Below are 11725 nucleotides of genomic sequence, written 5' to 3' on the forward strand. Positions count from 1 at the left end.
GCCGCCGCTCGAAGGGGACTGCGATGCATGCCGTCGTGACGCGCGGGGTGCGGCTCGCCGCACCGCTGGCATCCGTCGTCGTGCCCGACCTCGAGGTCGCGTCGCCCGGCATCACCGTGCTCGGCGGGCCGCACGGCACCGGCGCGTCGACGTTCGTCGAGCTCTGCGCGGGCACCCTGGCCGCCCGCAGCGGCGCCGCGCGCGTGCTCGGGCTCGATCCCGCCGACCCGCGGCTCGTGCGCAGCCGCAGCATCTGCCGCACGACGATCGGGCTCGCCGCGCGAGCGAGCGTGCGGCAGCACGTACGGCTCTTCGCGCACGCCGCCGGCATCGACGACGAGCCGTTCCTCGCCCGCTTCGCCGCCCACGGCCCGCTCGCCTGGCTCGACGCGCCGACCGAGCGGCTGTCGGCCGGCATGGCGCGGCTCGCGTGGGTCGTCCTGACGACGACGCCGCAGCGCGAGCTCGTCGTGCTCGACGAGCCGTTCCTCGATCTCGACGACGCGGCCTCCGCGGTCCTGCTCGACGAGATCGAGGCGTGGGCACGCACGTCGGCGGTGCTCCTCGTCGACCGCAGTGCGCCCCGCGGGTGGTCGCGGGACGTGGTGCGCATCGCGATGGGATCCGGCGAGTGAGTGCGATCGAGGCGCAGGGCCTCGGCGTCGAGCGCTCCGGCCGCACGATCCTCCGCGACGTGTCCCTCCAGGTGCCGTGGGGCAGCGTGACCGGCCTCCTCGGCACCGACGGCGCCGGCAAGAGCACCACGATCCGTCGGCTGCTCGGCCTCATCGCCGGGCGCGGCACCGTGCGGATCGCCGGCGTCGCGCCCGAGCGCATCCACAATCCCGCCCGCGTCGTCGGCGTCGCGCTCGACGCGCTGGCCGCCTACCCGGCCCACACGCCGAGGATGCACCTCGAGCAGCTCGCGGTCGCGGCCTCGATCGGGCGCGGACGCGTGCCCGGTCTGCTCGAGGACGTCGGGCTCGCCGACGTCGCCGACCCGCGGCGGCGGGTGCCCATCTCGGCGCTCTCGCTCGGCATGCGGACGCGACTCGCCATCGCGGGCGCGCTCGTGGGGGCGCCGCGCATCCTCGTGCTCGACGAGCCGTTCGACGGCCTCGATCCCATGGGCAGGCACTGGCTGCGCGACGTGGTGCGCCAGCACGCCGACCGCGGGGGAGCGGTGCTGCTGTCGGCCCACGGCCTCGACGAGGTCGCTCCCGTCGTCGACCGGGTCGTCGTGCTCGACGCCGGGCGCGTGCGCTTCGAGGGCGAGACCGCGGCGCTCCGGGCGCGGCTCGCGAGCGCCGTCGACGTGCGGACGCCGTACGTCGCGAGGCTGCGTCGCGCCGTCGAGGCCCTCGGCGCGACCGTCGTGCACGCCGAGGGCGACCGGCTGCGGGTCGCGGGCGTCGCCTCCGAGACCGTCGCGTGGGCCGCGCTCGCCGAGCGCATCCTCGTCCTCGAGCTCACCACCTGGACGCCGTCGCTCGACGACGCGTTCGTCGACGCGATCGGGCCGGCATGAGGCGCGGCGTCCACCCCGTCGGCTGGCGGGCCGCCATGGGCTCCGAGCTCCTGCGGCTGCGCGGCGGTCGGCGGGCGCTCGCGATCGGCGCGAGCGCGGTCGTCGCGACGCTCGTGGCCACCGCGCCGGTCGTGCTGCTGGCGAGCACGCTCGCGCCCGGCCCCGCGGAGGCGGCGGCCGCCGCCGTGCACCGAGGATCGGGCGCGCACGTGGGCGTCGCCGTGGCCGTCGGGCTGCTCGTCGGCGCCGACCATCGGCACGGCACCGCGACGCTCGGCTGGCTCCAGCTCGGAGGACACGGTCGGCTCGCCGCCGTCGCCGCCGGGCAGGCGCTCCTCGCCGTCCTCCTCGCCACCGCCTCGGCGTCGATCGCGCTCCTGCTCGTCGCGTCGCTGGCCGGCGTGCCGCTCGACGGCATCCCGCTCGCGCTCGGCGTCCACGTCGCCCTCACGGTGCTGTGGTCGGCGTGGCTCGTCTGCCTCGTCACCGTGACGCGCTCGACGCTCGTGACCATCGCGTGCGGCGTCCTCGTCCCCGCGGTGCTCGAGCCGGCGATCTCCGGATCGCTCGCCATGGTCGGTGCGGCGGGCGTGCAGCGACTCCTGCCCGGGACGGCGCTGCGCATGCTCGGCGAGCTCGCGGCGCCCGGAGACCGCGTCGTCCTCGCGGCGGTCGACCCCGTCGATCCCGTGCTGCTCCCGGCCGTCGTCGGCTGCTGGACGCTGCTGCTCGCGATCCTCGCGCTGCGCCGCGCGTTGCGGGGGCCCTGACCGACCCGCCCGGTCGCGGAGGGGTCGGACGCGTCGTGCGCGCGGGCGCTCGCGAGGCAGGTCAGCACGGCTCGGGCCGCGCCGCAACCTAGTCGGCGAACGCATGGGGGAGCGATCGGCGGGTGCTAGGTTCGTCACCGAGAATCCCGTCCGATCAGGAGCACCCCCATGGCCGAGCGCACCGTCACCGTCGCATCCTCGCAGGGCCTGCACGCCCGCCCCGCATCGCTGTTCACGCAGGCGGCGGCGAAGGCGTCCTCGCCCGTCACGATCGCGAAGGGCGACAAGCAGGTCAACGCCGCGTCGATCCTGTCGGTCATCTCCCTCGGCGTCGCCAAGGGCGACGCCGTCGTGATCTCGAGCGACGACGAGGCGACCCTCGACGCGCTCGAGGAGCTCCTCACCACCGATCACGACGCCTGACCCCACCACGGCACCAGAGAGGTCGACGATGACCGCCACCGCACCCGCGACCGAGCAGAGGGGCGGCGCGCGAGTCGCCGTCCAGAGGTTCGGCACCTTCCTGTCGGGCATGATCATGCCCAACATCCCCGCGCTCATCGCGTGGGGCATCCTCACGGCGTTCTTCATCCCCGAGGGCTTCACGCCCCGCGAGGACTTCTCGACGCTCGTGGGTCCGACGATCCACTACCTGCTGCCGCTGCTCATCGCCAACACCGGCGGTCGCATGGTCTACGACGCGCGCGGTGGCGTCGTGGGCACGTTCGCGACCATGGGCGCGATCCTCGGATCCGACTGGCTCATCGGCCTCATCAACGCCGACCTGCCCGACGACAACCAGCTCGGCCAGGTCCACATGTTCATCGGCGCGATGATCCTCGGCCCGCTGAGCGCCTGGGTCATGAAGCGGCTCGACCGGCTCTGGGAGGGCAAGGTCCGCGCCGGCTTCGAGATGCTCGTCAACATGTTCTCCGCGGGCCTGCTCGCGTTCACGATGGCGGCGTTCGGCTTCTACGTCATCGCCCCGATCGTCAACGGCATCATGACGGTCGTCGGCGGCGCGGTGGGCTGGCTCGTCGAGACCGGGCTCCTGCCGCTCGCGTCGATCCTCATCGAGCCCGCGAAGGTCTTCTTCCTCAACAATGCCATCAACCACGGCGTGCTCACGCCGCTCGGGCTCACCGAGGCCGCGGCCGACGGCCAGTCGATCCTCTTCCTCCTCGAGGCGAACCCCGGCCCCGGCACGGGCGTGCTCCTCGCGTACACGATCTTCGGCATCGGCGCCGCCCGCGCGACGGCACCCGGCGCCGCCCTCATCGTGTTCGCCGGCGGCATCCACGAGGTCTACTTCCCGTACGTGCTCATGAAGCCGGCGCTGCTGCTCGCGGTCGTCGCCGGCGGCATGACGGGCGTCGCGACGAACATGATCCTCGAGACGGGCCTCCGCAACCCCGCGGCCCCGGGCTCGATCCTCGCGATCTGGGCGGCATCGCCCGCGGGCAGCATCCTCGGCGTCACGCTCTCGGTCGTCCTGGCGGCCGCGGTGTCGTTCGCCGTGGCCGCGGTCATCCTGCGTGCATCCCGCAAGCGCGACCTCGAGCGCGAGGCGGCCGGGCACGATGCCCTGGGCGCCGCGATCTCCCGCACCGAGGCGAACAAGGGCCGCTCGTCCGACGCGCTCGCCGGTCTTCGCGGGGCATCCGCGGGCGGCGCGGCCACCGCGACGCTCGCCGGACCGATCTCGAAGATCGTCTTCGCCTGTGACGCCGGCATGGGATCGAGCGCCATGGGCGCCTCGGTGCTGCGCAGCAAGATCAAGCAGGCGGGCTTCGGCGACGTGAGCGTCTCCAACGTGGCGATCGCGAACCTCGACGCGACGCCCGACGTCATCGTCACCCAGCAGGAGCTGACGGAGCGCGCCCGCCAGCGCACGCCCGACGCGATCCACGTCTCGGTCGACAACTTCATGAGCAGCCCGAGGTACGAGGACGTCGTCCGGCTCGTCGCCGAGAGCCGCGAGGCACCCGGCGACGACGCACCCGCGGCGGCTCCGGCGCCGACGGGCCCTGCCGCGTCGACGGCCGACGACGTGCTCACGCTCGAGCGCATCACGGTCTCGCCGCGTGCCCGCTCGAAGGAGGAGGCCATCCAGGAGGCCGCCGACGCGCTCGTCGCCGCCGGCGCCGTGACGCCGGCGTACGCCGACGCCATGCGCGAGCGCGAGGCGACGGTGTCGACGTACATGGGCAACCTGCTCGCCATCCCGCATGGCACGAACGAGGCCAAGGGCGAGGTGCTCGCGTCCGCGATCTCCGTCGCCCGGTACTCCGAGCCGCTGTCGTGGGACGGCAACGACGTGCGCTTCGTCGTCGGCATCGCCGGCAAGGACGGCGGGCACCTCGAGATCCTCGCGAAGATCGCGACGGTCTTCAGCGAGGAGGAGCAGGTGCAGCGGCTCGTCGACGCGCGCGACGAGCAGGAGATCCTCGACATCCTCTCGGCGGTCAACGACTGATGCGGGCCGTCCACTTCGGTGCCGGCAACATCGGCCGCGGGTTCGTCGGGCTGCTGCTCCACGAGGCCGGCTACCACGTGACGTTCGTCGACGTGAACGCCGACCTCATCGGGATGCTGCAGGCCGCCGACTCGTACGCCGTCACCGAGGTGGGCCCCGACGCCCGCGAGCACGTCGTCACGGGGTTCGACGCCATCGACTCCCGTGCCGACGAGGCCGCGGCCGTCGCGGCGATCGCCGAGGCGGACGTCGTCACGTGCGCCGTGGGGCCGACGGTGCTGCGCTTCATCGCACCCGTCGTCCGGGCGGGCCTCGCCGCCCGCCCCGAGGGCGCCGCGCCGCTGGCCGTCATGGCGTGCGAGAACGCGATCGGCGCCTCCGACACGCTCGCGGGCTTCGTGCTCGAGGGCGTGCCGGAGCTCGCCGACCGCGCGGTCTTCGCCAACACGGCCGTCGACCGCATCATCCCGGCGCAGGACGCCTCGGGCGTCGACGTCGTCGTCGAGGACTTCTTCGAGTGGTCGATCGACCGCACGCCCTTCGCGGGCGCCGAGCCGACCATCCCGGGCGCGCACCTCGTCGACGACCTCACGCCGTGGATCGAGCGCAAGCTGTTCACGGTGAACACCGGGCACGCGACGACCGCGTACCACGGGCGACTGGCGGGAGCGGCGACGATCGCCGACGCGCTGGGGATGCCCGCGGTGCGCGCGGAGGTCGAGGCGGCGCTCGCCGAGACGAGCGCGCTGCTCGTCGAGCGCTTCGGGCTCGACGCCGACGAGCACGCCGCCTACGTGGCACGCGCCATCCAGCGCTTCGAGAACCGAGCGCTGCCGGACACGTGCGAGCGCATCGGCAGGCAGCCGTTGCGCAAGCTCTCGCGGGACGAGCGCTTCATCCGCCCCGCGGCGGCGCTCGCCGAGCAGGGCGTCGAGCCCGTGGCGCTGCTGCGTGCCGTCGAGGCGGCGCTCGCGTTCGACCCGGCCGACGACGAGCAGGCCGTCGAGCTGCAGCGGCTGCTGCGCGAGCTCGATCCCGAGGCGTTCGTCGCCGAGGTGTGCGGCATCGCGGCGGGTCACCCGCTGCAGCCGGCGCTCGTCGCCGTCGTCGCGGCGCGCTGACGCGCCGCGGTCCCGGCCGGGGCGCCTACGATGGCGGCATGCCGTCGCGCCCGCAGCCCTGCCGGACCGCCGATGTCCGCGCGGTCGGCTGATGGCCGTGCGACGGGGCATCTCGGGCCGCACGAGCGCGACGCCGCGACACCGGCTGCTGTACGGGTGGGACATCGAGGACGAGCAGATCGAGCTCTCGCTGCTCGCCCCGGGCAGCCGCGTGCTCTCGGCGGCAGGCGCGGGCGAGCTCGTGGCGCACCTCGCGGCGGCCGGCCACGAGGTGGTCGCCGTGAGCGCCAACCGCGAGCAGCTCGAGTACGCGCGGCGACGCTCGGCGGGCGGCGCGTTCGAGCCGGGCTCGGCGGAGCGCGTGCTCGAGGCCGGCCGCGCCCTCATCCGCGCCGCGAGCCCCGCATGGCATCGGCGCAAGGTGCGGAGCCTGCTCTCCGACGCGTCGCCGCAGCGCGTGCAGCAGCAGTGGCGGCAGCGCTTCGACAACCGCACGTTCCGCAGCGTGCTCCACGCGACGATGGCCCCGGCCGGCATGCTCGCCGCCGCCATCCAGCGCGACTTCTCGACGGCGCTGCCGGCGCACTTCACCGACACGGTGCGCGCGCGCATCGACGCGCGCCTCGGCATCCACCCCTCGCCGGGCAACCGCTTCGCGTGGCGGCTGCTCGCGGGGGAGGACCCGCCCGGCTACGCGCCGCCGATCGCCCCGCCGGGGTCGATCGCGTTCGCCGAGGAGGATGCGCTGACGCACCTCGAGTCGGTCGCGCCGGCGTCGTACGACGCCGTGACGCTCTCGAACGTCGCCGACGGCACGCGCGCCGACGTCGTCGAGCGCCTCGGCCGGGCCGCACGCCGCGCCGTCGTGCCCGGCGGGCCCATCGTCGTGCGCTCGTTCGCCGCGTCGGCGGACGCACGAGCGAGCGCGCTCGCCGACGAGGATCGCAGCCTCATCTGGGGCGGCATCCACGTGCAGCGCTGACCCGCGCTCGGCGCGACACGCCCGAGTTGCAGCCCGGCGCGATCCCCGCGTACAGTAGACCCTTGGTGTCATGACGCGACTGCGTCCATGCCACCCGCACGACCAGCAACCAATCCCCAACCCTAGACGAGGTCATGGCTAAGAAGGACGGCGTCATCGAGATCGAGGGCTCGGTCATCGAGAACCTGCCGAACGCGATGTTCCGCGTGGAGCTCACCAACGGGCATGTCGTCCTCGCGCACATCTCCGGCAAGATGCGGCAGAACTACATCCGCATCCTGCCCGAGGACCGCGTGATCGTCGAGCTCAGCCCGTACGACCTGACCCGTGGTCGCATCGTCTACCGGTACCGATAGGTCGCTGAGAAGGAACGGCTCCATCCCGGAGCACGAGGCCAGCGAGAAGAGAAGAACATGAAGGTCAATCCCAGCGTCAAGCCCATCTGCGACAAGTGCAAGGTCATCCGCCGGCACGGTCGCGTGATGGTCATCTGCGCGAACCCGCGCCACAAGCAGCGCCAGGGCTGAGCCCGCAGCGCGACGATCGGCCACGCCGACCATCGCGCGACGGGCTCGAGGTCGAGGGGCAGGCGGCATCGCCGCCACCGCTCCGAGACTAGGCAGGTCGACCGGCATCCGCCGCGAGACCGCATCACACAAGCACCGCACGATCCGGACCTCCATCGAGGCGAGGGGACACCCAGGGCAGGAGAGGCCCTGGCACCGCGGCAGCACCACACCTCCCATGACTCCGAGAAGGAGCACAGATGGCACGTCTCGCAGGCGTGGACATCCCGCGCGACAAGCGCGTGGTGATCGCACTCACCTACATCTACGGCGTCGGACGCACGCGTTCGGTCGCGACGCTCGAGGCCACCGGCATCGACGAGAGCACCCGCGTCAAGGACCTCACCGACGAGCAGCTCGTCGCGCTCCGCGACCACATCGAGGGCACCTTCAAGGTGGAGGGAGACCTCCGTCGCGAGGTCGCCGCCGACATCCGCCGCAAGGTCGAGATCGGCTCCTACGAGGGCGTCCGCCACCGTCGCGGCCTCCCGGTGCGCGGACAGCGCACGAAGACCAACGCGCGCACCCGCAAGGGACCCAAGCGCACCGTCGCCGGCAAGAAGAAGGCCCGTTAAGGGCCCCGGGAGGTAGAGACTCATGGCAGCTCCCAAGTCCGCGGTTCGCAAGCCGCGTCGCAAGGACAAGAAGAACGTCCCCGTCGGTCAGGCGCACATCAAGTCGACCTTCAACAACACCATCGTGTCGATCACCGACACGACCGGTGCCGTCATCTCGCAGGCCTCCGGCGGCGCGATCGGCATGAAGGGCTCGCGCAAGTCGACGCCCTACGCCGCGCAGCTCGCCGCGGAGTCGGCCGCGCGTCAGGCGCAGGACCACGGCATGAAGAAGGTCGACGTGTTCGTCAAGGGCGCAGGCTCCGGTCGCGAGACCGCGATCCGCTCGCTCCAGGCCACCGGCCTCGAGATCGGCGCGATCCACGACGTCACGCCGCAGGCGCACAACGGCGTCCGTCCGCCGAAGCCCCGCCGCAACTGATCGAACGAAGCCCGGGGACGATCCGTCCCCGCGCGTCGCCTGCAGCCATTCGCCATCGCGAGTCATATAGCGGACTCGCAGAACAGGAACGCCTACCGTGCTGATCGCCCAGCGCCCGACCGTCTCCGAAGAGGTCATCTCGGAGCACCGCTCGCGGTTCACCATCGAGCCGCTCGAGCCCGGATTCGGGTACACCCTCGGCAACTCCCTCCGTCGCACCCTCCTCTCGTCGATCCCCGGCGCCGCCGTCACCGGCATCCGCATCGACGGCGTGCTCCACGAGTTCACGACCATCCAGGGCGTGAAGGAGGACGTGACCGAGATCATCCTCAACCTCAAGGGCCTCGTCGTCTCGAGCGAGCACGACGAGCCGATCGTCGCGTACCTCTCGAAGCAGGGTGCGGGCAGCGTCTCCGCCGCCGACATCACGGCCCCGGCCGGCGTCGAGATCCACAACCCCGAGCTCGTCATCGCCACGCTCAACGACAAGGCGAAGTTCCAGCTCGAGCTGACGATCGAGCGTGGCCGCGGCTACGTCTCCGCATCGCAGAACCGCGACGAGTTCGCCGAGGCCGGGTCGATCCCGATCGACTCGATCTACTCGCCCGTGCTCAAGGTGACCTACCGCGTCGGCGCGACCCGTGCCGGCGAGCGCACCGACTTCGACTCCCTCGTCGTCGACGTCGAGACGAAGTCGGCGATCACGCCCCGCGACGCCGTCGCGTCCGCAGGCCGCACGCTCGTCGAGCTCTTCGGCCTCACGCGCGACCTCAACGCAGCGGCAGAGGGCATCGAGATCGGCCCCGCACCGGCCGCTGAGCAGCTCTCGGGCGAGCTCGGCACGCCGATCGAGGAGCTCGACCTCTCGGTCCGCTCGTACAACTGCCTCAAGCGCGAGGGCATCAACACGGTGTCCGAGCTCGTCGCCCTCAGCGAGACGCAGCTCATGAACATCCGCAACTTCGGCCAGAAGTCGGTCGACGAGGTCAAGGACAAGCTCACCGAGCTCGGCCTGAGCCTCAAGGACGCGGTGCCCGGCTTCGACGGCGCGCACTTCTACGGCTACGACGACGAGGAAGCCCTCTAAGGGCTTCGGAAGACACCAAGGAGCACCACCATGCCCAGGCCCACGAAGGGACCCCGCCTCGGAGGCGGACCGGCGCACGAGCGCCTGCTGCTCGCGAACCTCGCCGCCGCGCTGTTCACGCACAAGGCCATCACGACGACCGAGACGAAGGCCAAGCGCCTCCGTCCGATCGCCGAGCGCCTCGTCACGTTCGGCAAGCGCGGCGACCTGCACGCGCGTCGCCGCGTCCTCGCCGTGATCGGCGACAAGGGCGTCGTGCACGAGCTGTTCACGGAGATCGCACCGCTCGTCGCCGAGCGCGAGGGTGGCTACACCCGCATCACGAAGCTCGGCTTCCGCAAGGGCGACAACGCCCCCATGGCGCGCATCGAGCTCGTGCTCGAGCCCGTGCAGAAGAAGCCGTCGCGCTCGAAGGCCGCCGCTGCCGCGGAGACCGCCGACGCCGACCAGGCTGCCGCCGAGGAGCGCGACGCCGAGCAGCCCACGGAGACGACCGAGGAGATCGTGGAGGCGAACACCGCCGCCGCTCCCGAGGCCGACGCCGCCGAGGCAGACGCATCGACCGACGAGGCCCCGGCCGAGTCGAAGGACGAGACCAAGTAGGTCGAGGTCCATCCGCCACGAGGGCGGGAGCGCGCTGCGCTCCCGCCCTCGTCGCATGTCCGGGGTGCTCCGAGGACCTCGGAGCCTCGGTACCGTGGAGGCATGCCTCGCGTCCGCCTCGACATCGCGTACGACGGCACCGACTTCTCCGGCTGGGCGGCGCAGCCCGGGCGACGCACGTGCCAGGGCGTGCTCGAGGCCGCCATCTCGACGGTCATGCGCACGCCGGTGCGGGTCACGGTCGCCGGCCGCACCGACGCGGGCGTGCACGCGACCGGGCAGGTCGCGCACGTCGACCTCGCCGACGATCCGGAGCCCAGGCTCGAGCATCGGCTGTCGTCGCTCGTGCGCGAGCGCGACCTCGTCGTGCGCGCCGCCACGGTGGCGCCCGAGGGGTTCGACGCGCGCTTCTCCGCGCTGCATCGGCGCTACGAGTACCGCATCCAGACGCGGGTGGCGGATCCTCTCGCCCGGCGCACGAGCGCGTTCGTGCCGCAGGAGCTCGACGTCGAGGCGATGTCGCGCGCCGCGGCCGTGCTCGTGGGCCTGCACGACTTCGCGGCGTTCTGCAAGCCGCGCGAGGGCGCGACGACGATCCGCACCCTGCAGGCGTTCACGTGGGAGGCGCGCGGCGACATGCTCGTCGCGGCCGTGCGGGCCGACGCCTTCTGCCACTCGATGGTGCGCTCGCTCGTCGGTGCGTGCGTCGGCGTGGGGGAGGGGCGGATGGACCTGGCGCAGGCGGCCGCGCTCCTCGAGGTGCCCGAGCGCTCGAACGGCTTCCGCCTCATGCCCGCCCAGGGGCTGACGCTCGTCGAGGTCGGGTACCCGCCGGACGCCGAGCTCGCCGCGCAGGCGCAGCGGGCGCGCGCACGTCGCTCCGCCGAGGACCTCAGGGCAGCAGCAGGCGCCTGAGCGCGTCGACGTCGTCGACGACGTGCGCGGCGCCGGCCGCCTCGAGCTCCTCGCGCGAGCCGTAGCCCCATGTCACGCCGACGGCGGCGACGCCGGCCTCGTGCGCGCCCTCGACGTCGTGCAGGCGATCGCCCACCATGACGACGTCGCCCGTGGCGGGCACGCCGAGCTCGGCGAGGGCACGGGCGATGAGCGGCGCCTTGCTCCGGCCGTCGTCGGTCGGGATGCGGCCGTGCACGGCGCCGAGCGACGCGCGCAGGCCGAGGTGGTCGGCCACCGCGACCGCGTCCTCCTGCACCTTGAAGGTCAGGATGCTCGTCGGCACCCCGGCCGCGTGGAGGTCGGCGAGCAGCGCGCGGATGCCCGGATAGACCTCCTGGTCCCACAGGCCGCCGCCGTCGATGAGGTGCTCGCGGAAGAGCGCGATGCCGCGCTCGACGGTCGCGTCGTCGTGGCCGAGGGCTGCGAGCGTCGCGGCGGTCGGCGGCCCGAGCCAGCCGCGGAGCACGTCGTCGGGAGGCACGGGCCAGCCGAGGCCCTCGTGCATGTGACGCAGCGAGGCGAGGAGGCCGGGGGCCGAGTCGCTGAGCGTCCCGTCGAGGTCGAGGAGCGCGGCCGAGGGGATCACGGGCCCATCCTCGCATCCGAGGCCGTGGCTACGATGGTGGCGTCGGTGCCGAT

At 72.9% G+C, this 11725-nt stretch carries 15 protein-coding genes; 14 read left to right on the plus strand and 1 reads right to left on the minus strand.

Going from position 1 to position 11725, the window contains the following annotated elements:
* Positions 1-23 precede the first annotated feature (23 nt).
* The 14 genes from ABD249_RS02565 (at position 24) to truA (ending at position 11044) form a co-directional block, all read left to right on the plus strand.
* On the plus strand, positions 24-635 hold the full coding sequence (locus ABD249_RS02565; protein ID WP_344339993.1) for an ATP-binding cassette domain-containing protein: 612 nt from the start codon (positions 24-26) through the stop codon (positions 633-635).
* The gene (locus ABD249_RS02570; protein ID WP_344339995.1) at positions 632-1528 is read left to right on the plus strand and encodes an ATP-binding cassette domain-containing protein; all 897 of its coding nucleotides are present in this window, start codon (positions 632-634) and stop codon (positions 1526-1528) included. The genes ABD249_RS02565 and ABD249_RS02570 overlap by 4 nt, the downstream gene beginning before the upstream one ends.
* Positions 1525-2298, plus strand: coding sequence for a hypothetical protein (locus ABD249_RS02575; RefSeq protein WP_344339997.1), 774 nt, complete (start codon positions 1525-1527; stop codon positions 2296-2298). The genes ABD249_RS02570 and ABD249_RS02575 overlap by 4 nt, the downstream gene beginning before the upstream one ends.
* Positions 2299-2466: 168 nt before the next feature.
* Entirely contained in the window at positions 2467-2721 is a 255-nt protein-coding gene (locus tag ABD249_RS02580; protein ID WP_344339999.1) for an HPr family phosphocarrier protein, read from the plus strand.
* Positions 2722-2749: 28 nt separating this feature from the next.
* Positions 2750-4774, plus strand: coding sequence for a PTS mannitol transporter subunit IICBA (locus ABD249_RS02585; RefSeq protein WP_344340001.1), 2025 nt, complete (start codon positions 2750-2752; stop codon positions 4772-4774).
* Positions 4774-5895 (plus strand): mannitol-1-phosphate 5-dehydrogenase, encoded by a 1122-nt coding sequence (locus tag ABD249_RS02590; protein WP_344340003.1) that lies wholly within the window; start codon positions 4774-4776, stop codon positions 5893-5895. Before ABD249_RS02585 ends, ABD249_RS02590 begins: the two co-directional genes overlap by 1 nt.
* A gap of 97 nt (positions 5896-5992) precedes the next feature.
* On the plus strand, positions 5993-6877 hold the full coding sequence (locus ABD249_RS02595) for a class I SAM-dependent methyltransferase (protein WP_344340005.1): 885 nt from the start codon (positions 5993-5995) through the stop codon (positions 6875-6877).
* Between the two features lie 134 nt (positions 6878-7011).
* Positions 7012-7233, plus strand: a complete 222-nt coding sequence (gene infA, locus ABD249_RS02600) for a translation initiation factor IF-1 (protein WP_092502965.1) — start codon at positions 7012-7014, stop codon at positions 7231-7233.
* 57 nt (positions 7234-7290) lie between these two features.
* A complete protein-coding gene (gene rpmJ, locus ABD249_RS02605; RefSeq protein ID WP_137756603.1) occupies positions 7291-7404 on the plus strand; it encodes a 50S ribosomal protein L36 in 114 nt (37 codons plus the stop codon).
* 239 nt (positions 7405-7643) lie between these two features.
* Entirely contained in the window at positions 7644-8018 is a 375-nt protein-coding gene (gene rpsM / locus ABD249_RS02610; RefSeq protein ID WP_344340010.1) for a 30S ribosomal protein S13, read from the plus strand.
* Between the two features lie 22 nt (positions 8019-8040).
* Positions 8041-8439 (plus strand): 30S ribosomal protein S11, encoded by a 399-nt coding sequence (gene rpsK / locus ABD249_RS02615; RefSeq protein WP_092502961.1) that lies wholly within the window; start codon positions 8041-8043, stop codon positions 8437-8439.
* Positions 8440-8536: 97 nt separating this feature from the next.
* The gene (locus ABD249_RS02620; RefSeq protein WP_344340013.1) at positions 8537-9526 is read left to right on the plus strand and encodes a DNA-directed RNA polymerase subunit alpha; all 990 of its coding nucleotides are present in this window, start codon (positions 8537-8539) and stop codon (positions 9524-9526) included.
* Between the two features lie 30 nt (positions 9527-9556).
* Positions 9557-10129 carry a 50S ribosomal protein L17 gene (rplQ, locus tag ABD249_RS02625; protein ID WP_344340015.1) on the plus strand — a complete coding sequence of 191 codons (573 nt, stop codon included), beginning with the start codon at positions 9557-9559 and terminating at the stop codon, positions 10127-10129.
* A 102-nt stretch (positions 10130-10231) separates the two neighbouring features.
* Entirely contained in the window at positions 10232-11044 is an 813-nt protein-coding gene (gene truA, locus ABD249_RS02630; protein ID WP_344340016.1) for a tRNA pseudouridine(38-40) synthase TruA, read from the plus strand.
* Here truA and ABD249_RS02635 read toward each other — a convergent pair.
* Positions 11022-11672: an HAD hydrolase-like protein gene (locus tag ABD249_RS02635; protein WP_344340018.1), complete on the minus strand. Its 651-nt coding sequence runs from the start codon at positions 11670-11672 to the stop codon at positions 11022-11024. The two genes, truA and ABD249_RS02635, sit on opposite strands and share 23 nt — an antisense overlap.
* Positions 11673-11725 lie beyond the last annotated feature (53 nt).

Origin of the sequence: Agrococcus versicolor (genome assembly GCF_039531815.1) — a bacterium.
Lineage (GTDB): Bacteria > Actinomycetota > Actinomycetes > Actinomycetales > Microbacteriaceae > Agrococcus > Agrococcus versicolor.